At 58.5% G+C, this 23,365-nt stretch carries 19 protein-coding genes; 11 read left to right on the top strand and 8 right to left on the bottom strand.

All coding sequences use genetic code 11. From position 1 onward, the window contains the following. The first annotated feature begins 55 nt into the window (after positions 1–55). Complete coding sequence (locus V3C20_RS02160; RefSeq protein WP_149873754.1) at positions 56–1,360, top strand: hypothetical protein; 1,305 nt, start codon at positions 56–58, stop codon at positions 1,358–1,360. An 18-nt stretch (positions 1,361–1,378) separates the two neighbouring features. Here V3C20_RS02160 and V3C20_RS02155 read toward each other — a convergent pair whose 3' ends face one another. From V3C20_RS02155 to V3C20_RS02120, 8 genes are all read right to left on the bottom strand, one after another. Continuing rightward, complete coding sequence (locus V3C20_RS02155; protein ID WP_130083112.1) at positions 1,379–3,928, bottom strand: VWA domain-containing protein; 2,550 nt, start codon at positions 3,926–3,928, stop codon at positions 1,379–1,381. Then, the gene (locus V3C20_RS02150; protein ID WP_130083111.1) at positions 3,925–5,655 is read right to left on the bottom strand and encodes a BatA domain-containing protein; all 1,731 of its coding nucleotides are present in this window, start codon (positions 5,653–5,655) and stop codon (positions 3,925–3,927) included. The genes V3C20_RS02155 and V3C20_RS02150 overlap by 4 nt, the downstream gene beginning before the upstream one ends. Positions 5,656–5,682: 27 nt before the next feature. Then, a complete protein-coding gene (locus tag V3C20_RS02145; RefSeq protein ID WP_130083110.1) occupies positions 5,683–6,561 on the bottom strand; it encodes a DUF58 domain-containing protein in 879 nt (292 codons plus the stop codon). A gap of 44 nt (positions 6,562–6,605) precedes the next feature. Then, positions 6,606–8,093 carry a hypothetical protein gene (locus V3C20_RS02140; protein ID WP_130083109.1) on the bottom strand — a complete coding sequence of 496 codons (1,488 nt, stop codon included), beginning with the start codon at positions 8,091–8,093 and terminating at the stop codon, positions 6,606–6,608. After that, positions 8,090–9,088, bottom strand: a complete 999-nt coding sequence (locus V3C20_RS02135; protein WP_130083108.1) for an ABC transporter ATP-binding protein — start codon at positions 9,086–9,088, stop codon at positions 8,090–8,092. The genes V3C20_RS02140 and V3C20_RS02135 overlap by 4 nt, the downstream gene beginning before the upstream one ends. After that, positions 9,085–10,725 (bottom strand): hypothetical protein, encoded by a 1,641-nt coding sequence (locus tag V3C20_RS02130; protein ID WP_153812531.1) that lies wholly within the window; start codon positions 10,723–10,725, stop codon positions 9,085–9,087. The genes V3C20_RS02135 and V3C20_RS02130 overlap by 4 nt, the downstream gene beginning before the upstream one ends. A gap of 19 nt (positions 10,726–10,744) precedes the next feature. Then, positions 10,745–11,770: an AAA family ATPase gene (locus V3C20_RS02125; protein ID WP_130083107.1), complete on the bottom strand. Its 1,026-nt coding sequence runs from the start codon at positions 11,768–11,770 to the stop codon at positions 10,745–10,747. Between the two features lie 820 nt (positions 11,771–12,590). Continuing rightward, positions 12,591–13,085: a YbhB/YbcL family Raf kinase inhibitor-like protein gene (locus V3C20_RS02120; RefSeq protein WP_130083106.1), complete on the bottom strand. Its 495-nt coding sequence runs from the start codon at positions 13,083–13,085 to the stop codon at positions 12,591–12,593. 1,089 nt (positions 13,086–14,174) lie between these two features. Between V3C20_RS02120 and V3C20_RS02115 the strand changes: the two genes are divergently transcribed. The 10 genes from V3C20_RS02115 (at position 14,175) to V3C20_RS02070 (ending at position 23,363) form a co-directional block, all read left to right on the top strand. Further along, complete coding sequence (locus tag V3C20_RS02115; protein ID WP_130083105.1) at positions 14,175–15,155, top strand: hypothetical protein; 981 nt, start codon at positions 14,175–14,177, stop codon at positions 15,153–15,155. A 77-nt stretch (positions 15,156–15,232) separates the two neighbouring features. After that, positions 15,233–15,910 carry a hypothetical protein gene (locus V3C20_RS02110; protein ID WP_130083104.1) on the top strand — a complete coding sequence of 226 codons (678 nt, stop codon included), beginning with the start codon at positions 15,233–15,235 and terminating at the stop codon, positions 15,908–15,910. Between the two features lie 207 nt (positions 15,911–16,117). Beyond that, positions 16,118–16,414 carry a DUF1330 domain-containing protein gene (locus V3C20_RS02105; protein WP_130083103.1) on the top strand — a complete coding sequence of 99 codons (297 nt, stop codon included), beginning with the start codon at positions 16,118–16,120 and terminating at the stop codon, positions 16,412–16,414. An 863-nt stretch (positions 16,415–17,277) separates the two neighbouring features. Beyond that, complete coding sequence (locus V3C20_RS02100) at positions 17,278–18,144, top strand: TIGR01777 family oxidoreductase (protein WP_130083102.1); 867 nt, start codon at positions 17,278–17,280, stop codon at positions 18,142–18,144. Beyond that, on the top strand, positions 18,141–18,668 hold the full coding sequence (locus tag V3C20_RS02095) for a lipocalin family protein (protein ID WP_130083101.1): 528 nt from the start codon (positions 18,141–18,143) through the stop codon (positions 18,666–18,668). Before V3C20_RS02100 ends, V3C20_RS02095 begins: the two co-directional genes overlap by 4 nt. A gap of 583 nt (positions 18,669–19,251) precedes the next feature. Then, positions 19,252–20,232 (top strand): ketol-acid reductoisomerase, encoded by a 981-nt coding sequence (gene ilvC, locus V3C20_RS02090; RefSeq protein ID WP_130083100.1) that lies wholly within the window; start codon positions 19,252–19,254, stop codon positions 20,230–20,232. A gap of 99 nt (positions 20,233–20,331) precedes the next feature. Then, entirely contained in the window at positions 20,332–21,129 is a 798-nt protein-coding gene (locus V3C20_RS02085) for an ATP-binding cassette domain-containing protein (RefSeq protein ID WP_130083099.1), read from the top strand. Positions 21,130–21,136: 7 nt separating this feature from the next. Beyond that, positions 21,137–21,832, top strand: coding sequence for a FadR/GntR family transcriptional regulator (locus tag V3C20_RS02080; protein WP_130083098.1), 696 nt, complete (start codon positions 21,137–21,139; stop codon positions 21,830–21,832). An 18-nt stretch (positions 21,833–21,850) separates the two neighbouring features. Then, complete coding sequence (locus V3C20_RS02075; protein WP_130083097.1) at positions 21,851–22,543, top strand: hypothetical protein; 693 nt, start codon at positions 21,851–21,853, stop codon at positions 22,541–22,543. A gap of 157 nt (positions 22,544–22,700) precedes the next feature. Continuing rightward, positions 22,701–23,363 (top strand): hypothetical protein, encoded by a 663-nt coding sequence (locus tag V3C20_RS02070; RefSeq protein ID WP_130083096.1) that lies wholly within the window; start codon positions 22,701–22,703, stop codon positions 23,361–23,363. Positions 23,364–23,365 lie beyond the last annotated feature (2 nt).

Raw genomic sequence — 23,365 nt, 5'->3', positions numbered from 1 at the left:
GGAGATTTGTACTTTTCTCTTTCCGGGAAGTTGATTTTTGAGTACATGTGTGACTATGCATTCGGCAAAGGGACAGAATGGGATGGTGCGCGCTCTGCGGCTGCGGCGTCTGGTGAATGCCGTGATGGTGGCGGAAGCCTTGTGCATTCCCTGTTTTGTGGCCGGAGTGGTGCTGGGGCTTATCTGGTATGGAGGGCGCCGGATGGGGATGGAGTTGCCGTGGCTGTTTGAGGCGTCCGTTTTAGCGGCTTTGATGTTTCTGGTGTTTTGGGGCTGGCGGGTTCTCCAGGGCCGCATGTTCAGCCTGCGGGATGCGGCTGCGTTGATGGATGAACAGCTTGAACTGAATGCGGCGTTGAGTGCCGGAGTGCAATGGGGGGATGAGGGAATGCCTGCCTGTACGGTGCGGCAGGGTGGTTCCGTGGTGCGGGTGCGTTCCTGGAGTCCGCTGGCGTGGATGGCCGCAGGGCTGGCCCTGGCCTGGTGCGGGGCGCTTCTTCCCTTGCCGCAGATGGAGATCAGGCCGACCCTTCCCGATGTTCCGCCAGCTCTTGTTCAGGCGGAGACCGCGTTGGATGAAATAGAGAAGATGGAGGAAGTGGAAAAAACGTCCGTGGAGCCGTTCCGTGAGCAGTTGGAGGCTTTGAAGCAGATGTCCCGGGAAGAGATGTATTCCCACGCAGGGCTTGAGGCATTGGATGCCTTGAGGAACAAGATCGGAACGGCCATGCAGGAATTGGGCGGCCGTTTGCAGCAGACGAATGAGGCGCTGGCGATGTCCGGCGCCCCCAACGCGCAGAACCGGGAGGGGATGCAGGAGGCTGTACAGGCGTTGCGTGCCGCCATGGAAGGCCTGGATCATTCTGGCTTGCGGATGGATAGTACGATGGAATCCCGGTTGAATGAGCTGGCTTCCGCTTCTTCCCGCCGGATTGATCCGGAAACTCTTCGCCGACTGCAGGAAAGATTGAAGCATGCTTCCTCCCGGTTGAAGGAGATGTGCGAGGAGTGCCGCGTGGCGTCTCCGGATGATGATCCGGTCTGTCGGAACGCGGGAGAAGGGGTATTGCCCGGGCAGATGGGGATTTCCCGCGGCCGTGGAGACGCTCCGCTGGCTTTTCGGACGGAAGAGCGGGAGAAGCTGGGAACCCGGAGACACCGGGTGAATAACGAAGACCTGGAGCATGCCGCCCTGGGCTCTGTGGCGGGAGTAGAGGTTTCTTCCCCTTCTCCGGAAGAGGGCAGCAGCGGCATGGAGAGCGGCGGCCGTGCCGCGCAGCCCGCCCGCGGCGGGGATGCGGTCTGGTCGGAGAACCTGACGCCCCGGGAACAGTCCGCGTTGAAAGGAATTTTCAAGTGACGGGCTTGCCGCCTGGTGTTATTCCGCGGATTCCCGCCCGGCGCGTTTTGTACCCGGTAAAAGCCCCGTCCGCGTGAGCAGGGCGTCCGTGACAAGCAGGACCAGGAGCCCCCACAGCAGGAAGGGCTGAAGGTCAAGGCGGGAGGTGGGCCGCGGTTCGTTCAGGATGGAGGGCAGGTCCAGCCTTTCCCGGCCGCCTGACCTTTGCACCATGTCCAGAAAGGCCTGCCGGGCCGGGCGCGACATGGCCCATTCCGGGTCCAGATTCTGGTTGACGGGGCCGAAAGGCATTGCCTTCCCTCCTATGCGGACGGCTCCGCGCGCCGTAGTTCCGGGAGGCAGGGGGAAGCTGCACCGGAAGGCTCCCGGCTGAAGATGCTCCCAGATGCCCTGAATGGTGCGGGAGCCTTCGCGGCCTGCCAGTTCCAGGGAGATTTCAGGCATTTGGCGCGCTATTTGCGGGATGTTTTCTTCGCAGTAATAGAGGTGGACGAACAGGCGGTCTCCGACGGTTTCCGTACGCACGGAATAGCCCGGCGGCGCGTCCTGTCTGTTGAGCCAGCGGGAGAGGGTCTGGACCAGGTCTCCGTATCCCTCCCAGTTCTGCACGGACTGCCCGAAAGGGCCGCCCAGCGCAAAGGCGACGGCGGCTACGCGTCCCGCCCCCCGGTTCCAGAAGGAGATCAGGGGAGCCTGGTAGCTGTCGGCGGAGATGCAGGCGGCAGTGGCTTCATCCCTCAGGTAGCAGAGGTTGTATCCGTCTATCGTCCGGGGCCAGTCCGGCTGTGCCGCGGCAATCTGGTTCCATCCGGCCGTGCCGTGCAGGGGCGTCTGTTCCTCCAGAAAGGCGGCCCGGGCCACGGAGATGGTTTCCTGCGTGAAGATGTCGGGAATGTCTCCCGGGCGGTCGCAGAAGAAGATGCGGCCTTGTCCCAATTCGGCTATTTCCTTGAGCAGTTCGGCGTCTTGGCTTTTTTCCGTTCCCAGGGCAATGACGCTGACAGTGGCGCCTGCCCGGGTCATTTCGCTCAGCGTGGTTTTATAGTCGTCCGGTTCTTCGGAGTCGCCGGCGTCGGAAAAGAGGATCAGGTGCCTGGTTCCCGCCTGTGTTTTTTGCAGTTCCGCCCATCCGGCCCTGAGCCCTTCCCCCACGAAGATGCCGCCGCCCATGGACTGGATGCGGGAGACGCTGCGGAGCATTTGGTCCCGGTTGGGGCCTATCCGGCTCATATCCACAATGGCGTGCGGAGAGCTGTCGACGGCGTGGACGGAGATGAAGTCTTCATCCGCGAGGTTCAGAATGGTCTGGCAGGCGCCGGCATTCGCCAGGTCCATCTTGGTTTTGCCTCCGGAAGCTGACATGGACATGGACCCCGAACGGTCCAGGACGATGCTCATGGAAGTGAGGAGGCCGGCCCGGTCCTTTTTCAGTTCCATGGAGACGGGGAGCAGTTCGTCCACGGGGGAGGAGAAGTAGCCGCCGGAACCGAAGCTTTGCCTGCCTCCGGCCATGAGCAGGCCGCCGCCCTGTTCCCGCACATAGTAGTTCAGGGCATGGAGGAATTTCCGGGAGACGGCGGAGGCCCTGAGGTTGTTGATGATTACCAGGCCGGCTCCCGACAGGTGGCCGGAGTCCAGCTGCAGGGGATCCGCCGGGCGCTGAACGTCGAATCCCTGTGCGGCAAGGAAGGGGACAAGCGGGTCCCGGTCATAGCCGGAAAGGAGCAGTACCTTGCTGCCTCCCGTTACTTCCACAAGCTGTTCCGCCCGGTTGTTGCCCGTCACGGGATCGCCGGGAGGGGAGATGAATGCTTCATAAGCTGCGCATCCGGGAGTGGAAAGGCGGTCTGTCAGCCGTACGACGGCTTTTCCGTCAACCAGAACCGCCTGTCCCGTCAGGGGTGTTCCGCCGTTTCTGCTTATCCTCCAGGGGACCACGGCCCCGGAACCGGGCGGCCCGGCGATGGCGACCTCCAGCAAAAAGGCTTCCCCCGGACGGATGCGCGCGGGGGCCTTGATATGATCGATGCGGATGTCCGCCTCCCGGTTGACGGAGATCATGCGGTAGTCCACGGGAACCCTGGCGCGGAGGAGCTGTTCCGGCGTGGTGTCCAGAGGACTGGTGGGCCAGCCGTCCGTGACCATCAGGATGCGGTTGACGCGGTCCGGCTCCATTTGTGCCAGGGTATAGGCCAGGGCTTCCGCCATGCATGTATTGGAGGGGCCCCCATTGAAAACAGGGTCCCCCTGTCCCCGGAGTACGGCTTCACGGGCGAAGTCCACCAGCCGGATGCGGTCGCCCGGCCGCTTGCTGCGTTCTAGAATGGACTGGATTTCCGGAGCGTCCGCGGCAGCGGCCCCGTCCGTGGAGCCGGACTGGTCGATCAGCACCCAAAGGTCCATGTCGCTTCCGCCCCTGGTTATCACGGGCTGGGCCAGCGCCAGAACCAGCACGGCCTGGATCAGCAGGCGCACCGGGGAAGCCAGGCGCAGCCGCTTGTATTTCCAGCCTGCCAGAACCAGCAGGGGAACCAGGAAGAACCATTCCGGAGAGAGAAATTGAATCATGGGCGCCGGAGGGTGTTGGGGGTTGACGGTATCCAGGAGGCCATCAGGGCCAGTCCGGCCAGGGTCAGCCACAGGGGGGCAAGAGGGTCGGGCGCGAGATGCCGCCGCGTTTCCTGTTTCAGGTCCTGTAGTCCGCTGTCAAAAGTGGAGCAGTGGGAGAAGTCGCCCATGCGGGCGTCGGAGAACCAGACGGCCCCGTGGAAGTGAGGAGCCGTTTCCGCAGGCGTCCCGGTAATGTCGATGAAGCCGGGTTCTTCCGGCAGGCGCCCGGAGAAGGGCTCTTCTTTCCGCTCCCCGTCCGGCGCCGTGTGGATGATCCGGGAGCCTCCGGGGAGACGGAGGCGCGTTCCTCCGGGAAGGTTGCCCGTGGTGACGCCGGGTGCGCGGGCCTGAACGGCTTCCATGAAACGGCGCACCATCAGCACGGTGGCCGGCAGACGGTCCGCGTTGGAGTCTTCCCATGACCAGTTGAGGAAGAGAGCGCCTTCTTCCAGCCACGCCAGGGGGGTGTTTTCCCGCCAGAGCAGCATCGTAGCGTTTTCCCCCGGAGCCATGCTTCCGGTGCCGGGCACAAGCAGCCCGCTCCAGTTCAGGCCGTCCGTCAGGGGATGCCGTTCCGCCGTCACGGTACGTATTCCTGAGGATTTTTCCGCCGGGCGCCCCAGAATGATGGCCGCGCCGTGAGGCCGGTGGGCGTCTGCCTTGTCTTCAACAAAGATGCGGAGCGTAGCCGTGGAATCCGTGGAAGAGCCGGAGGAGAAGCCGGGCAGGCCGGAATAGATTTTCCGGAAAACATCGGCCGTTTTTTCCGGAACCTGCATTTCCACGGCGACCGGTTTGGGGGCGGGGCGTACCAGCGGCAGAACGTTGTCCAGCGGGAAGGCATCGGGCGCAAGACGGAGCACGGCCGTGCCGCAGCCGGGCGGCAGAGTATATTCAAATTCCGCGACGGCGCCGGGATGGAGCGTCAGTGACTGTTCCTGAGCCACATCTCCCGCGCGGACGGAGACGGTTTTCTGGACAGGGGCGGCAGAGTTGTTTTTTACGGCGATTCTCCAACGCGGCTCTCCCGGCCCTTCCATGTGCGTGATGCCCGCAAATCCGGCGTTGTCAAGCGGCCTGCCCACGCCGCGGGCCGGCTGGCCGGCAGGAACCCGTTCCGGGGTACAGGTAACCAGGCGTGTGAGCCCGCCGGCTCCGGCCATGAAGGCTGCCGTACGCAGGGATTCGGAGAGGTCGTGGGTGGCGGCGTCCGGCATCCACCGGGAAAGGGCCTGGAGGGCGGCGTTCCTGTTGTTCCCGCGGTAGAAGGGCAGGCGCGCCGGGCGGCTTCCCATCAGAACCCAGGTGGTGGGGATGCCCTGTTTTCCGATGTTTTCCATGTCTTCGGCCACGGCCTGAACGGCTTCTTCACGGAAAGGGTACATGTTTGCGGAGTCATCCATGATGAAGACGACCGTCTGCTCCGCATCCTGCCGGACCCAGCACGGCGCGGCAAGCACCCATGCCAGCAACAGGACCGCGAGCAATTGGAGCCACAGGGCGCGGGAGGAGCGCAGCCTGTCCCAGTTCTTTCCCGTGGCTGCCTCCGGGGCCAGGGATTCCAGCAGAAACATGGTGGCCGTAAGGCGTACCCGAGTTCTGTGCTGAAGAAAGTGGATGGCAAGGATGAGGGGTATTCCCAGGAGCGCCCACAGGCCGGCCGTGTTGGTGAGATGAGGGAGCATGGGGAGAAAGAAGGCGGACGTTGGGAATCAGGCGAGCTCCACGGCCCCGCCACTGAAGGCTTCCGCCGCCAGGGCTTTCGTCAGAGGCAGGTTGCAGGGAATGCGGGAGAAGAGGACTTGGTGCCGCCGGCAGGCCGCGGCCCATAGTTCAAAGTGGACGGCATAGGCACGGGCATAACGCCTGGACAGGCCGGAGGATATGTACTGGTTGCGGATGGCGCCGGATTCACAATTCTTCAGGTGGACATTGCCGGTTTCAGGGAGTACGGCTTCTTCCGGCAGAGTGGGGGCCAGGATCAGGGACAGGCCGCCCCGGGAGGTCATCGGAGCCAGCAGGGCGGAGGGTTCCCCCGGATAGAGAAGGTCGGAGATGAATATTTTCAGGCCGTTGGCGCGCCAGAAGGCGGGGACGGGCATGGTTTCATCCGCGGGCAGCTCCGGCAGTCCGGCGCGCCAGCGGCCCGAGTGGACGTCTTCCATTTCCAGCGGAATGCCGTGCCGCCCCTTGACGGCGTGCATCCGCACCTGCGCGCCCGCCTGCAGGGAGGAAAGCATGCAGAATTGCAGCAGGGCCTCCGTTGCCGCGGCCCGTTCTTCGCAAAGAAACATGGATTCGGAAACATCCACGGCAATGTCCACCAGGGGCGACAATTCCGCCTGATAAACCTTCATGGTGAGCTGGCCGGTCCGGGCGTAGGCCGCCCAGTGGATGCCGCGCGGATCGTCCCCCCACTGGTAGGCGCGGTGGTCCTGAAAGTCTATGGAGTTGCCGGTTTCCCGTCCCGCCCAGCCGCCCTGCACCCCTTTCCACGCCTGGCGGGAAAAAGGCAGGCGGAAGCGCCGGGCCGCCTGCTCGGCTTCCTGCCGGATGCCTGTGGAGGAAGGGGATGCGTTTTCCATGAACATGGCGGGGAAAAATTTCGGCGTGGTCGCGGCTCAGGCGGCTTTTGTCAGGGCTGTTCCGCTCCGTCTTCCTGTTTTTCTCCGCCCTGGCGGGAATTCAAGGATTTTTTCAGGGTGGCAAACCATTCTCCGTTGCTCAGTCCCATCATCAGGAAAGCCGCCATCAGTTCCAGCAGGGCAAAGAAGATGAAGAAGCCGGACGTGTCGAATGTAGCTATTTCCTGTTTGCTGAGGAGGGCAAAGAAGGTGCTGCCGGGCAGGAGGGGCAGATAACCTTCCATGGATATCAGAAGAACCAGGAAGAAGGAGGAAATGCTCCAGAAAAGGATATAGACGAGCAGCGTATTGTTTTTCAGCCTTTTCCAGGCCGGTTTCAGCACAAGGGCCGGCATGACGACGGCATACCACCCGAAGATGGTCAGGCAGATCATGAACAGAATCGACTGGATTCCGTTTCCAGAGCTTGTGGGATGTTCCATGAGATGGAAGAGATAGCCGGAAATGCCAATGAGAAAGGCTGTCAGGATGGAGAAGAAGAAGACTCCGGGCATCCCCGGCAGGAAGAACAGGCGCTGGAACCATCTCGCCGGCTTTTCATCCATCTGCTGCACATGAATGGGGAGCAGGGAGGAGGGCGTCGTCAGTTCGATGACGATCAGGAAGATGCTGTAGAGCCACAGGAAAATGAGGTGGACGGTGGCGATGGATTTCACCAGGGAAGGAGAGTCCAGAATCAAGAGCATGAATACGATGGTGGAGGCATAGACAGGCAGGAGCGTCTTGCGCAGGGGGGCGAAGGTGTTTTCCGCAATGGGAGCGAACCAGCGCTGGGCCAGGATGAGCAGGGTGCGGATGACCAGGAATACGTCCGTCAGAATGACGGCTGTCCGCAGCAGCCCCATCCCGAATCCGTCCTTGAACAGATTGATTTCCAGACCGGAGCTGAACAGGGAGAGGCCCGTGCTGCAAATGAGGAAGAGGAGGCCCATGGTAGCCAGGCGCAGGAGCAGCGGCAGTGCGGACGCCCACAGGCAGAATGCCGTCAGAATGCCGCAGGCCAGATAGATGAAGGAGATGGCCGTCAGGTCCTGCACCAGGTTGATTTGTCCGTAATAGTACCTGATGAAGGCGAAGGGCAGGCAGATGAAAATGATGAGCAGGGCCTGCGCCATGAAGGAAGCCCACTTGCCCATGATGATGCGTCCCGAGGTCTGCCTAGTAAGGAGCAGGAGTTCGCTGTTGCGGGATTCCAGCTCCTCCCTGATGGAGAAGAGTGCCCGGAAGGGAATGGCTCCCGCTACGACGAATATCAGGAAGGTCCAGAAAATGCTGTTGCAGACGCCCGAACTGATAAGAGTTCCGTCGCCGGTGGGGTCCGGAATGAAGCTGAACAGGAAGAACAGGGCCAGCGCCGCCGGGAACAGGCTGAGGAGCAGAATGAAGGAAAGCGTGCGCAGTCCTTGCCGCAACTCCTTGACCAGGGCGGAGGGAAACCATGACGGAAAGTCCGGGGAGGGGGTAGTGGGCGTGCTCATGAGGCGGATGAGGAGGGAGAGACGGTTTGTCCGGACGCGGAGTCCGGTTTTTTATTCTTGTTAAGCAGGATATCGACGAAGGCTTCTTCCAGCCGGCGTTCGCTGCGGTGGAACTCGATGACGGGCAGGTCTGCGCAGAGCTGCCTGAGTTCCCTGGCGACCAGCTCCGGCTCACAGGAGGAGAAAGTGGCCGTAACGCCGTTTTCCTGCACGGAACGCACTTTCCAGCCGGGATGAATGGCCATCCATTCTTCCAGAGGAGCGGTGTTTTCTCCGGCGATTTTCACTTCAAAGGGCCAGCCGGTTTCCTCCTGATGGTGCAACAGGGAGCTTTTGTCGCCGTCATGGACGATGGAACCTCCATCCATGAAAATCAGGGAGTCGCACATTTCCCCCAGTTCGGAGAGGATGTGGGAGCTGATGAGCAGGGTTTTTCCCCTGGCCTTGAGCAGATGCACCAGGTTTTTGAATTCCATGCGCGCCTTTGGGTCCAGCCCGGCGGCGGGTTCGTCCAGAATGAGGAGTTCGGGATCGCTGACCAGGGTGCGCGCCAGGCACAGGCGCTGGGTCTGCCCCTTGGAGAGCTTGTTGATGAGCCGCGTTTGCAGTTCTCCCAGTTCCGTAAAGTCCAGCACTTCATCCACGGCGAAAAGCAGGCGGCTGCCCGGAATGTCGTATGCCCTGGCGAAGAAGTCCAGGTATTCCCGGACGCTGGTGTTTTTGTAGGGATGGAAGTAGTCCGGCATCCAGCCGATCAGAGGACGCACCTCGTTGGGATGGTCCACGGCGTTAATGCCGTTGATCAGGATGCTTCCGGAGTCGGCGAGTTCCAGAGTGGCGAGCATGCGCATGGTGGTCGTCTTTCCGGCACCGTTGGCGCCGATCAGGCCTACGACCTGCCCCTTCCTGATTTGGAAGGAGACGCCGCTGACGGCTTTAACCTGGTCAAAGGATTTGGACAGTCCGGAAACTTCAAGCAAAATGGGCTCTGTCATGGCTGTTGGGGGAGGGGCTGGTTTCCGGCGGCGGGGCCGGAGACGGTGATGCGGGTGTTTTCCCACTTGATGGAGTCCAGGGTGGGAATGGGGCCCAATTCTCCTTCCGTGGATATCATTTCCGCGTGGAAATGGCCCGGAGGCGGTGTTTCAGAAGGTATTTTTTCACTCCGGACGGCTGTCTTCCTTTCTCCTGGCGGCAGGTTTGGAATGCGCCAGTACGTTCCGGAGGCGTCGCGGTAAATGAGGTTGGACAGGGCGCCCGGGAAGGTGCTCTGCAAGACCGGCGCTCCGTCCGGCTGCGGCATGGGAATAACGGTAACGGCCGCCCTGGTGGTGATGGGACGCGTCAGCCTGTGCTCAAGGGTGGATCGGCTGGTGAACCAGCCGCCGCTGCACAAATTCCCCTCCCGCAAGTAGTTTTCCAGTTTTTCCCGGGCATATCCGTTTGCATGGAAGGTTTGGAATTTTTCCTTCTCCAGACGGCAGCCCTGGAGGTGGACGTCTTCCGGGAGCGTGAATTCATTATTCGTCAGAATAAGAGTTTGGCAGACCTGGCTCTGGGTGATCAGTCCCGTATGGTCCTGCGGGTTGACCAGGATGTGCACGGCACGGCTCCCGCGTCCTCCCGTTCCGTCCCCGATCAGGATGACGGCCGCCAAAAGAATGGAAATACCCAGGGAAATAGAGGGAATCAGGATGAACAGGCGCTGCCGTTTGCCGACGGGAGCCCACCGCAGCAGGCAGACCGGTCCCACCAGTACGGCAAAGGCCGCCAGAATAAGGCCGAGCAGGAAAGACGGGGTGGTGAAAAAGTAGGGAAAGGCATCCGGCGTCTTCGGATGAAAAGGCGTGTCGTAATATCCGTCAACCTTTACGGGAAAAATATCCTTGGTTTCAGTTTTCAGCTTGAGGAGTGCCGCTTCCTTTTCCTTGTCCGTCATTCCTTCCAGGGAAGGTACGTGAAGAATAAGACCGCGGCCCAGAGGGGCGGCGGTGATTTTCCTCCCCCGGTCCCCAATGAGCCAGAGGCTCCCTCCCCCCAGCACCCACTGGCGGAGAGCTTTCCTGTGGGGCTCGTCCAGATAAGACGCATATAGCTTTTCAGGAATGATGATGCAGTTCTGGGCTGCATACATGCGGTAGTCCGCCGGCCAGTCCATCAGGTCAAAGGTATTCACCTGCGCGTTGAAGGGACTGTGGGACAACATATTCCATTCGGACGGCGTTTTTTCCTGAAGAACGGCGAAGAAGGGCGCGTCTTCACTGACGGCGAACAGGCTGATGGATTCATCCACGGAATTCCGGTATCGGTATAAGAGCTGGATGTCCGTCATGGACGGATAGATGACGGCCTGCCGCGTTTGTCCCGGAGGAACGGAGAAGGAATACCTCTGCCTGCTGTTGTCGTTCCACAAAGTCTGGAATTCAAAGGTATGGGTGTCTTTCCCGTTCGGGACGTTTTCTATCAGGACACGGGCTGGGGAGATGGAATTGCGCGGGAATTTGTCGCAGGGGGAGCTTACTTCAATTCGAGGGGATTTTTCCGCGCTTCCCGCAGGGGCCGCAAGGGCGGACGGCGGAAGCAGAAGAAAGGCGAAGAGCAGTCCACGGCGTTTCAGCAACTGGCGGAACATGGTTGAACAGGGGGTGGGATTAATGGATTTTAGCTGCGGCGAGAGAATGTGGCAGGGGCTTGTCCTGGGCCGGAATTTCTTTCAGGAGCCGTTCCACGACGTCTCCGGGAGTCGCTCCTTCCAGCTTCGCCATGTGGTCCAGCAGGATGCGGTGTTCCAGCACGGGACGGATGACGGCCTGCACGTCTTCAAAGGAGCAGAAGGGGCGTCCCTGGCGCAGGGCGCGTGCCTTGGCGGCGGCGGCCAGGCCCAGGGCGGCGCGGGGGCTGGCCCCGTATTTGACACCGCGGGCCGCTTCCGATTCGCCGGGATGGGTGGCGTTGACGAGCCTCCCGATGTATCCGGCCACGGCATCCGGGATGGCGATCCGCCGGGCAAGTTCCATCAGGCGGAGAAGTTCCTCCGCGTCCAGCACGCGGGGAACGGCTGGTTCCATGCCCATTTCACGGTTGAGGACGATGCGGGTCAGCACCTCCGCGGGATTTCTGCCTACGTTGATCTTGAACAGGAAGCGGTCAAGCTGGGCTTCCGGCAGCGGGTAGGTGCCTTCCAGTTCAATGGGGTTCTGGGTAGCCAGCACGAAGAAAGGCTCCGGAAGAGAATGGGACTGGCCCATGACGGTGACCTTCCTTTCCTGCATGGCTTCCAGCAGGGCGGACTGGGTTTTGGGGGAGGCCCGGTTGATTTCGTCCGCCAGCATGATGTTGGCGAATACGGGGCCTTCCTGGAAGACGAAGGATTTTCTCCCGTCCGCCTCCTGCAGGACGGGGGTGCCCGTGATGTCTCCGGGCAGCAGGTCCGGGGTGAACTGCACACGCCTTGCCGTGATGTCCAGCGCCTTGGAAAGCCCCTTGACCAGTTCCGTTTTGCCCAGTCCGGGCAAGCCCTCCAGCAGGATGTGGCCGCGGGCCAGAACGCCGGTGAGGATGAGTTCAATGAGATTTTCCTTGCCGAACAGAACCTGGTTCATGGCGGAGGCCAGGGCGTCAAGCTTTTGCACGGCAGTGCCGAGTTCTTCCTGAGAGAGAGAGGGAGGAGCGTTCATAGGGGTCAACCCGGCGGCCGTGGAACCTTGGGCGACAGCACCGGGGGTGGTTGGATTCTGATTCGGTTTTATGACATAGATTCCTGTAGTCCGCAAGCAGAAAGGGAAATCCTTGTGCAGCCTCTTCTTTTTCCGCATTGCCGCAAGAGAGAGCTGACCGAGGAAGCGCTCTGTTGTGAGAGTAAGTTGATGGTACGCGGGTTTTTCCAGAGAGGCTTGGGGCGGATTGTCCGGTGGTTCCGGGACCTGCCGGATGGGAAATCCCCGGGATTGCTGCATGACCGGGAAATTCTGCCAGTCCGCTCGCCGTGGACTTGGGATTCAGTGCGGCTCCCTGGGAGCCCTTGATTTCAACCGTGAGGCCGAGCCACTCTGACAGGGCGTTTTTATGGTATCCTCCATTGTTGGGTCAGTTGTCCACGGAGGACTGGAAAATGTCTGAATGGCTGTATCTGTGGGAGTTTTCGGCGGGATGCCGGGGAGGATGCCATGACCAGGCATGGGAGCTCCGCCGGTACTTGATGACGTTGGAAGCCGCCGCGGCCCGGCACAGCAGGTTACCCCGGTCATTGAACCCGTTGTTGACGCCATATCTCGTATCGCCGGTACAGGTGCATTTCAGCAGGAAGAAGACGGCGAAGGACAGGAGGTATGAAAAGGCTGCGACGAGAAGGAATAGCGTTTTTTCATGCTGGATATGGATTTTCCTCAGGAGTGTGCAGGGGGCTTCATACGCACGGGAGGAAGAAAACGGCAGAAGCGGTCCGGAAGAAAATGATGACGCTATCCTGCAAGACGGGAGGAAGGAAGAATATGGAGCTCATTTCGTCTCCACCCGGTCGTAAAAGACGATGGAGGCTTTTTGCAGCGTGTGCTGCCAGAGCTGGAACCCCACCTGGGCGGCCGGGGTATCTTCCGCCACGGGCAGGGAATCCGTGTCCAGCGCGTACACAGTAACCAGGTACAGGTGCCATCCGTGGCCTGCGGGCGGGAAGCTGCCGCTGTATCCTGCAAAACCGGCGTCGTTGCGTATCTGGACAGTCTGTTCCGGCATCAGGCCCAGGGCAGGGTCTCCCGCGCCGGAGGGCAATTCCCGGACGGAGGAAGGCAGATTGACGGCCAGCCAGTGCCAGAAGCCGCTGCCCGTGGGCGCGTCCGGATCATGGATGGTAATGGCAAAGCTTTTTGTCCCTTCCGGAGGATTGATCCAGGAAAGCTGGGGGGAACGGTTTCCGCCGCCCACACTGAAGTGCCGCTGGGGCTGCTGGACTACTCCGCCGAGGTCGTTGCTGTGAAGAGTGAATGTTGATGGCATGGGGGTGATGATTTTGTCTGTGGATGATTCGTTCAAAATGCGGAGGCCGTCTCAGGGGCACCTTTTCCGGGGAACTGCTCCCGCAGCGTGGATTCGGTCCTGTCGCGCATGGACTGTATTCACTCCTTCTTGATCCTGCCTTCCCAGTCATGTTCGGTCAAGCCGGGAATCCAGGAAATGTCCCTCTCCTTTTCGAAATCCGCCAGCAGGGTCAGAATGTTTTTCCGAGAATGCTTAATTTATTTTCTGTTGTTAACGAATAATTTACGTGATTTATGGCGTTTCGAGTACACAAGAACATTGTTCCCTGTCTTCCAGATCGACTTCATCCAGGCACACCGAAATTGTCGCATGATATTCCTGGCCGGGGACAAGTTCCCGATAGTTCAAGGGCCGCTGGAAGGTCATTTTACCAATTTCCTCATTCAGAATACGGATATCTCCACGTTCCGTTCTCAACTCCGTAGTAAAGAAGAAATCCGCCGTCTTGTCGTTGATTTCATCCGGAATCCGGACAGGTTGCTTCCTTCGCAACGGCCATGCTACGGGTTTCCCCTTCGCTGACAGGAGGCAGGAAGCAAGGCGGCTCCATCGTACCGGGTTCCGTGACTTGATCGGTCTTTGCTCCATCCATTGGCCTTCGCTAGGGCGATAATCTGGCGGGTCACCTCATTTAGGACTTTCTGTCCGGCGCAGTAGGGACGGTCGTTTTCCTTATCCGGTAGCTGTTTAGTATATTCCATATACTTTAGTCCAAAGAGATATTGCCGAAGCAAGAGAAAATTTCTCCATGTATTGAATTGCTTCATCAATCTCGAATCCAACACAAGAAATAGATCTCTGCTCCAATTCTTCCTGTATTTTCAATTCTTTCCAGTAGATATGTTATAATAGTAGCTTGGACATTTGAAAAATGGTGCTACGGCCAGCAAGGCAGCGCCCCATGAAGAGCCGAATCTCTTGGAAGCCTTGCAGAAGCTGAAACGGCAGAAAATTGAATGAGGTCCGGCCTTCGTGGTTCATCGGCCGGCGATCCCTGAAACTGCGGCGCTTCCTTTTTGGGATCAAATGCGGTATTGTTCGGTGTGCATGGAAAAGAGCATGGACATAGGCGGGTTTTTCGGGCTGGAATTGCCGGAGTACGGCAATTTCCCGCAATGGCATGCGGGGCGGAGCGTGGCCGTGAATTCCGGGAGGCGGGCTCTGGAATACATTCTGCGCTGTCTGGGCGACGTGCGCCGCATTTATGTCCCCTGGTACACATGCGCCACGATTCTGGAACCAATGGAGCTGCTCCGTATCCCGTATTCCTTTTACCGCATTAACGAAGGGCTGGAACCGGAAAGCCTGCCTGTTCTGGAGGAAGGAGAGTATTTCCTGTACGCCAATTACTTCGGCATTAAGGAGGCATGCGTGAATATGCTGGCGGCCCGGTACGGGGAAAGGCTGATTGTGGACAATGCGCTGGCATTGTATTCTTCGCCGCGCCCCCGAACAGCGGCCCTGTACAGCCCGCGCAAATTTTCCGGCCTGCCGGACGGCGGCGTGGTCGTGATGGACCGTCCGTGCCTGGAACTGGAAGAGCAGGACGAGTCCCTTCCTCATGCCGCTTTTTTGCTGGAATGCGCGGCCTGCGGACCGGAGGCGGCCTCTTGCGCATGTGAACGGAGCGAACGGCGCCTGAAGTCGGCCCCCCTGCGCCGCATGTCCCGTTTGACGGAATGCCTGATCAACGGCATTGATTATGAAAGCGCACGGCGCCGGAGGTTGGAAAATTTCTTGTTCCTGCATGAACGTCTGGGACATTTGAACAGGCTGTCTCCGGATGTAGGCACCATGTCTGCTCCATATTGCTATCCGTTCCGGACGGGATTGCCGGAATTGCGGGATGCGCTGATAGACGCGCATATTCTGATTCCCCTGTTGTGGCCGGAAGTTCTGGAATGGGCTCCGTTTGACGGAGCGGAACGGAAGCTGGCGTTGAACCTGCTGCCCCTGCCTGTAGACCAGCGCTGCGGCAGGGAGGAGATGGAAAGAATTGCCTGTGCGGTGGAGAATTTTTATTCCTGACAGAGTATTGTAAATTTGTTGGAAAATGGATAATAATGCATTGACGATGTAAAGAGAATGTCCTAAGATATTTGTATATGTCCAACTACCTTTCCTCTCTGGGTTATCCTTTCCGGGAACGTCCCATGGTTTTTGTTTTCAGTGTACTGATCGTCTGGGCGATGTACCTGGCCTTGTGGGCTCCCGTGCTCGGCTGGATTGCCAATTTCTGCTTCCTCGGCCCCTTTATGTGCGCCTTCTGTATGAAAATGGTGAGGCAGTCCGCTATGGGCGATGAGGGAATCTGCCATTTCCCCGAGTTGGAGGGCTGGTTTGAGTCTCTTTTTCTGCCTTATGTGAGGACTCTTGTGTGCGCCGTCATTTCCTTTCTCCCCTTTTCCATTTACCTGAATATGGTTGACTGGGAGCCGGACGCTCTTCCGGCATGGTTTTTCATGATAGTGGGGGTTATCTATTTCCCCGGGATATTTATGAGAACGGCTCTCCTGGACAGTTTTGACGGCCTTTCCCCCTCCGGCTGGTGGGATCTCGTCAAGAAGGCGCCCATGACTTATCTGGGACTGGTTTTCAGTGTTTTGGCGGGGGTGGTGATTGTGCTGTACCTTCCTTCCGGAGTATGGATGACTTTCCTTACGCTGTCCGTGATCCTTTACATGATCTGCGTGCTGATGAACGTCTTCGGCCTGTTTCTGCTGAAGCATGAATTTGCTGAGGATGAAGATGATGACGGCTTTTCCGTTTCCAGTGCGGATTGATGCCGGGGCTCCGGACGGTAGAGAAATTCTGGAATGGATGGGAGCGTAAGAGCTTTTCTTTTTTGTTTTTCCGTTTCTGGGAGGAAATTCCGCATGAGTCCTTTCGGGCTGGGTTGCCGGACATGCAGGCTGGGAAAGGGGGCGTGGCGGCACAGCCCCCTTTTAACATGGATTTAGGGTTAAAACGGAGTACAATGTGCAACATTCATGAGTGCTTATTTTATAGTCATGGTTTCCATGGACGAAACTGTGGACCGTGCGCCGTACGATTCTTACATCGACCGGGTGAAGCCGATTGTGGAAAGCTTCGGCGGGGAATATCTCGTACGCACGGAAGTGATTGACTCGCCTTTTCCCGGAGATAGGCCGGACAGGATGATTATCATCCGTTTTCCCAACCGGGAAAAACTGGATGAATGCTTTGCCAGTGAGGAGTATCGCCGGATCATGGCGCTGCGCACGGAAACGGTAAGGGCAAAGGCGTTTATTGCCGAAGGCTTGTGAAAGGCTTCCCTCAGGTTCGCTGCTTGAGGCGCGGTTGCCGGGTGACGGGGAAAATCTGCGGATTCATACATGTTTCCCTGATCCGGGAGAGGAGAAGATATCCGGTGGAATGCCCGTTCAACAGGACCGGGAAAGAAGGTATCCGGCTGTCTTTCTTTCTGCGGGGCAGTCGGGAATGTGGCGGGGATGCGTGAATTTTTTAGTGTGCTATAGGGGAATTCCGTGTTTTTTACTTTTCCGGCGGTTCTCTGGAGCAGGACGGGAATTTCTTTTCGGAATTATGCGGAATAATCTTGTTGGGATACTACATGGTTGCTGATGCTGAAATTCAGTCATCAATCCGCAGAAGAAACAGGCAGGCTGAGGCAAGACCTGCATAAATAGTTCCGTTTCTTTTTCTTCGTATCCTGTCTTCCGTATGTATCGCTCCACCGTGGCAGGCTGTCCCGGGTAGCATTGAAACAGAAGGGGCTGCCATGTTTGTTCCAGTGAATTTTTGAAGAGTCCGGCTCTCATGTTTGTTGTATCTGCGTTGGAGAAAAATATTTTTATGATTTTCCGTGCATTTTGCCGCCTTTCCAGGCGGCAGAAGAGCGAATGATGGCATTCCGTTTAATGAATGGGATAGGTCCGGCCCCACACGGGGCACGATATTCAATATCCCGGGCCGCATGAGGTTTTTGTTAAAGAAAATGCGGGCATTCGCCCTGCGGCAGCGTCATTAGTTGCGTTCTCTGCTGAACGGTGAACGGGAAGGGATATGTCTCATCAGCCAGCGGACGTTCGTTTCCGGCAGCGTTTCCGCCGGCAGAGTTGCCGGAGGGGAAATATGCCGGCGTGGCGTCTTTTTCCGGTAAAAGGTCATGAAAGTAGCCATCACGGGGTCCAGCGGATTCATAGGCAGCCATTTGTCCAAGCGCCTGGCGGTGCTGGGACATGAGGCGGTGCCCTTGTGGCGCTATTTGTTCACACAGGACAGCCTGGATTGTCTGGTGCAGTCGCTGGCGGGATGCGCCGCCGTGGTCAATCTGGCGGGGGCCCCTCTTGACCGCCGCTGGACGGATGCCTACAAGCTGGAATTGATGGAGAGCCGGATCATGACCACGCGCAAGCTGGTGGAGGCGGTCAATCTTCTGCACGAACCTCCGGGAGTGATGATTTCCACGTCCGCCGTGGGATATTACAGTTCGGAAGGCTGCCATGGCGAGCACGACGATCCGGCGGAGGGTTCTTTTCTGGCTGAATTGTGCGAGGCCTGGGAAGCGGAGGCGGAACGCGTGAACGATCACGTTCGCCTGGTCCGTGTTCGGTTTGGCGTGGTGCTTTCCCCGGATGGCGGCGCGCTTCCCAAAATGATCATGCCGACCCGCTTCGGGGTGACGGTTTCCATAGGAAAGCCGGATCATGCCTTTTCCTGGGTGGCCCTGGACGATCTGGTGAATGCGCTGGCGTTTATCCTGGAGCACGGAGATGTTTCCGGACCGGTCAATGTGACGGCCCCCGAACGCACCACCAATGAGGAGTTTTATAAAGCCGTGGCGGAACATTTCCATACCAGGGTATCCGTCCGTGTTCCGGATGCCGCCGTACGGCTGGTGATGGGTGAGGCCTCCCAGGTGGTTACCAGCGGCCAGTGCGCCGAGCCGGAGACTCTCCTGCGCGAAGGCTTTGAATTCCAGTATCCCGGTATCAGTACGTTTTTCAATAAAGCATTTCCCGTCAAGTCATGAGTATGTTGCAAACCATCGTTACGTCCCTGTTTCACGGGCATTCCGTGAAAACCCCTGCCATGCCGGATTTCAATCTGGAACGTTATTTGGGAGAATGGCATGAGATCGCCCGCCTGGAGAATTGGTTTGAGCGCGGCTTGCGCAAGGTGTACGCCCGTTATGACCGTGGAGAAGACGGTACCGTTTCCGTGACTAACGGCGGTTATGACGCCCGTACCGGAGAGCGGCGCGAGGTGCATGCCCGCGCCAGGGTGGCAGATGCCCCGAACCATTTGAAAGTGTACTTCGTGCCAGTTCTGTACGGACGGTATGAGGTGGCTTTTGTGGATGAGTATTACACCCGTGCTGTGGTATCCGGCGGTTCCCTGAATTATTTGTGGCTGCTGTCCCGGAATCCCGACGTGGAAGAAGATCATTTGGAACAGATGCTGCGCTGTGCGCGGGATCTGGGGTATGATACGTCCCGGTTGATTTATTCCCATTCCTTTTGTCCGGCGGAGGCTGGAGTGGGGCAGTGCCGTTAACGGGCTTTCCGGGGCCGGGGCGTTTTTCCTTGGCAGACTTTTTCCTGTTTTCCCATCTTTCCGGGGTGCCCGGGAGCTGTGGAATTTTCCCTTTGCCCCCATTGGCCGATGGTCCTGGGGTATGAAGGTCCGGAATTTTAATTGCCGGAAAACGGCCCCGTTAATTTACGGCAAGGCGGTATTTCAGCCGTATTCCCTCATCACCGTAATACGACTGGGCGCTGGAAATTTTGGTCCCTGAAAGCTGTGTTTTCGGAATAGAAATGCTTTATTTGACGGTAGGGAAAAGAGTTTCTTTCTTCGTCTTTCGAGAGGGTTTTCCAGACGGGGGACGCCAGCCGCACAGGTTGAACGTGGCCGTGAGAGAAGCGGTTTTCAGGTTTACGAGCTTTTCTTTATGTAATTTATTGTTCGTAACGGCAGGGGCCGGAGTTGCAGGCGGACAGCGCCTTGAAGGGAAAGAGCCTGTAAAATAAAAACGGAGGAATGAATCGAATGCGCTTGCAATCGGGGCGGAGAAGTTTATGTTGTCATTCATCCAAACATTGGATGTTTGGATGAATGACCTAAAGAAGGAGTAACAATGGATATTATTCATGACAACGCCGCTGATCTCAGCGCATTGAACGGCAAGACCGTTGCCGTTATCGGATATGGCGCGCAGGGCCGCGCCCAGGCACTTTGCATGCGTGACTCCGGTGTGAACGTGATTATCGGCGTTCGCCCCGGCAAGTCTTTTGACGCCGCCACCCAGGAAGGTTTCCAGGTGATGAGCGTGGCTGAAGCCGCCGAAAAGGCGGACATCATCCACATTCTTCTTCCGGATGAAAGCCACGGTTCCGTGTACGAAGCTGAAATCAAGCCCCACCTGAAAGCCGGCAAGACGCTTTGCTGCTCCCACGGCTTCGCCTATGTGTTCAACACCATCGTTCCCCCCGCGGACGTGGACGTAATCATGGTGGCCCCCAAGGGACCGGGCACGGAAGTGCGCCGCGTGTTTGAAGAAGGCTTCGGCTGCCCCGGCCTCATTGCCGTGCACCAGAATCCCTCCGGCAAGGCCCGCGACGTGGCCCTTGCGATGGCGAAGGCAGAAGGCCTGACCCGCGGCGGCGTGCTGGAATGCACGATGGCCCAGGAAACTTATGAAGACCTGTTCGGCGAACAAAACGTGCTTTGCGGCGGTCTGGTGGACCTGATGAAGTACGGCTTTGAAACGTTGACGGAAGCCGGTTATCCCCCGGAAATGGCCTATTTTGAATGCGTGCATGAAGCCAAGCTGATCGTGGATCTGATCTACAACGGCGGCATCCAGAAGATGAATTCCGTGATTTCCAACACCGCCGAGTTCGGCGAGTACTACAACGGCCCGCAGATTCTGCCCGCCGACGTGAAGGAACGCATGAAGGAATCCCTGAAGCGCATCGAATCCGGCAAGTTCGCCAAGGACTGGCTGGAAGAAGCTGCGAAGGGCGCTCCCAACCTCAAGGCGAAGCGCGAAGCCCTGGGCCAGCACCCGGTGGAAATCGTGGGCGCCAAGATCCGCAGCCTGTTTGAAAGGAACTGACGTTTCTTTTGATTTTTTTCACGGGCCGCTCCTCCGGACGAGACGGAGCGGCCCGGACAATCATCGGGCTTCCCCGCGGAAGCCCTTCTTTTTCTGGATATGGACAATTTTCTGCCGGCCGTCAATGTGGAGAACGCCAGGGTGTACCTGGGCGGCCAGGAAATCCTGCACAATATTTCCTGGCAGGTGCGGCGCGGAGAGCGCTGTTTTATTCTGGGTGCGAACGGGGCCGGAAAGACCACCCTGGTCAAACTGCTGATGGGTTTTGCGTGGCCCCTGTTCGGCGCCAGAGTGCAGGTGTTGGGCAAAACGTTCGGGCACGTGAACCTGCTGGAGTTGCGCAAATCCATTGCGTGGGTGAGCCCGTTCATGCACAAGTGGCTGGAGGACGGGGCCTGGAACGGGCGCGACATGGTGCTTTCCGGGCCGGACGGAACGATCGGCCTTCTGCGCGAGCCGACCTTGGAAGAGGAGGAGAAGGCGGCCGGGATCATGAAGTCTCTGAAGGCGGAGCATTTGATGGACAGGCCCGTGGTGGCCATGTCTTCCGGAGAACAGGTGAAGGTGCTCATTGCCCGTGCGCTGATGACGAATCCGGAGTTGATGATTCTGGACGAGCCGAGCGTTTACCTGGACCTGGCTGGCCGCGAGTTTTTATTGAAGACCATTGAAGAGCTGGCGGCCACTCGGCCGGACCTGACCATGATTTTTATCACCCAGCGCATTGAGGACATTTTGCCGGTATTTGATTGCGGGATGATTCTGAAGTCCGGCGAGATCGTGGCGCGGGGCACCCGGGACGAGGTGCTGACGGAGGAGAATTTGAAGAACGCCTTTGATCTGGACATTCAGTTGATCAGGACGGACAAGGGGCGTCTCTGGACGGTGATTCGCTGAGATTTCCATGAAAAAAGGAAAACAGATGGATTTGAAGAAGCCCGTAAGGCTGTCTCTTTCCCGCCAGGTGCTCAATGCCATGGAGGCCATGATACGGTCCGGCCAATGGCAGGTGGGCGACCGCATTCCGGCGGAACCGGAGCTGGCCCGCGCCTTTTCCGTGAGCCACAATACCATCCGGGAAGCCCTTCAATCCCTGATCCACATGGGAATGCTGGAAGCCCGGCCCGGGGACGGCACATACGTGATGGCCTCCGACCGTTTTGCCGTGGCGGTCAGCAACCGGCTCCGGGAGTCGGAGCTGCCCCAGATTCTGGAAGCGCGTCTGGCGCTGGAAAAGGAAATTGCGCGCCTGGCCGCCGTGAAGAGGACGGAAGAGGATCTGGAGATTTTGGAGGCCGCATTGAAGGACTGCCATGCCAGGGTCAGACCAGGCATTGAAGACGACATGCTGTTCCATGCAGCCGTGGCCCGGGCCACGCACAACCCGGTGCTTGCGGAGCTGTACAATGTGATCATCCGCAACGTGCAGGAGAATCTGGAAAGCCTGCTTGAAGAGAAGCAGTACGATCCCGGAGCGATGAAGCTCCATGACGACCTTCTGGACGCCATCCGCGGCCGGAAAGCGGACGCCGCGGAGAACATTATTGTGAAAATCGTGGAGTTTGATACGGTCAGCATCAGCGGAGAGCCGCCGGAATAGGCCGTTCCGTTTCAGACCGTGTTTTCGATCAAGTGTGCCGCGTTCCTGCCGATGAATGGTTCCATCAATGAATATTATTGTCCCTGGTGCGGTTCCGTGCTGCCGGGGGAGGACGTCAATTTGCGAACCGGGCTTGCCCTGTGCCGTTCCTGCGGTTATACGGGAAAGGCGGATGATGTGAAGAGGGCCGGTTTCCGCGTGGAAAAGCCGTCGTGCATCACGCTGGACAAGTGCAGCATGAACGGGAGAAGGCTGGTTTACCGCCGCTTCGGCTGGGAGGGGCTTGCCCTGATGGTCTTTGCCGCCGTATGGGATTCGGCACTGGTCTCTTTCCTGTCCAATATTTTTTCTTCCTCCATCAGCAATATGCATGCAGCGGTTCTGCTGTTGTTTCTGCTTCCGTTCGTGCTGGCCGGCATAGTTGTTCCCGTCATGGGGCTCCTGCTGTTGTTCGGCAGGATGGTGGTGGAGGTGGGCCGTGGACAAGGTACCGTATTCCGGGGGATAGGACCGGTGGGGTGGAGCTGGCGGTTTTCCTTTTCCGGGAAGGAGACGGCGCGGGTTGTGGAAGTGAAATCACCCAAGGGGGCCGTTCTCCAGCTTGTTGCCGTTCCTCAGCCGGGCGGGAAGGATTTCCGTTTCGGCTGGGGGAACCAGGATGTTCAAGTGGCCGAATACATTTGTGCGTGGCTGAACCGGAAATCCGTTTAGGAATGCCGTCATGGCGGGCGGGCAGTTCCGGTTGTTTCCGGTCGCGCACTGTTGATGTGAAGCGGAGAGGTTGTGCGGGATATGGAAATCGGATTGTTTGAGGGTTAAGGCGTATTTGTACTTTCCAGAACCGGGGAATATGTTAGATTAACCGTCAATGACTGCCCCGGTTGAATTGAGATGCCCGCAGTGCGGCGCTCCGTTGGCGATGGAAGATGTGAATGTGGCTGCGGATGTCATCCTGTGCCGCTCCTGCAATTGCACAGGCAAATTTTCCGATCTGGTTCAGGAGAAGAATGATGAGGAAATTCTGGAGACTCTTCCATGCCGCATGAAGGTGATGAAAACGCCGCGCGGCCTGGAAGTGACGTACAGGAAATCAAAGGCCATCGGATTTTTCTTTTTGTTTTTTGCCCTGTTCTGGAACGGCTTTTTGTGTGTTTTCCTGTTCAGTTCTTCCGGAAAGGAAAGAACCGGAAGTTTGATTGAACAGTTGTTTTTCATTCCTTTTATCCTGGTGGGGATTGGGGTACTGGCCGGCGCCGTTTATGCGTTGTTCGGCCGCATGACGCTGACGTTGAATCCCGGCCGGGGCGAACTGTTCCGCGGGGTGGGGGATATGGGCCGCCGCCAGAAGTTTCTTCTGGCCAAGGATGCCCGCATTACCATTGAAGACAGCAGCATGCGGCAGAATGACAGGGTGCTGCACAAGATCGTGGTGGAGCAGCCGGGCGGCAAGCCGTTCCAGTTTGGCACGGGAATTGCGGAAGAGGAGGCGCAGCAGTATGTAGCGGCCCTGTTGCGGCAGATGAGGGACTAGCT

It is taken from the genome of Akkermansia sp. RCC_12PD, assembly GCF_036417355.1.
In the GTDB taxonomy this organism is placed as follows: Bacteria; Verrucomicrobiota; Verrucomicrobiia; order Verrucomicrobiales; family Akkermansiaceae; genus Akkermansia.
This window is presented reverse-complemented; position numbering and strand designations above follow the sequence as displayed.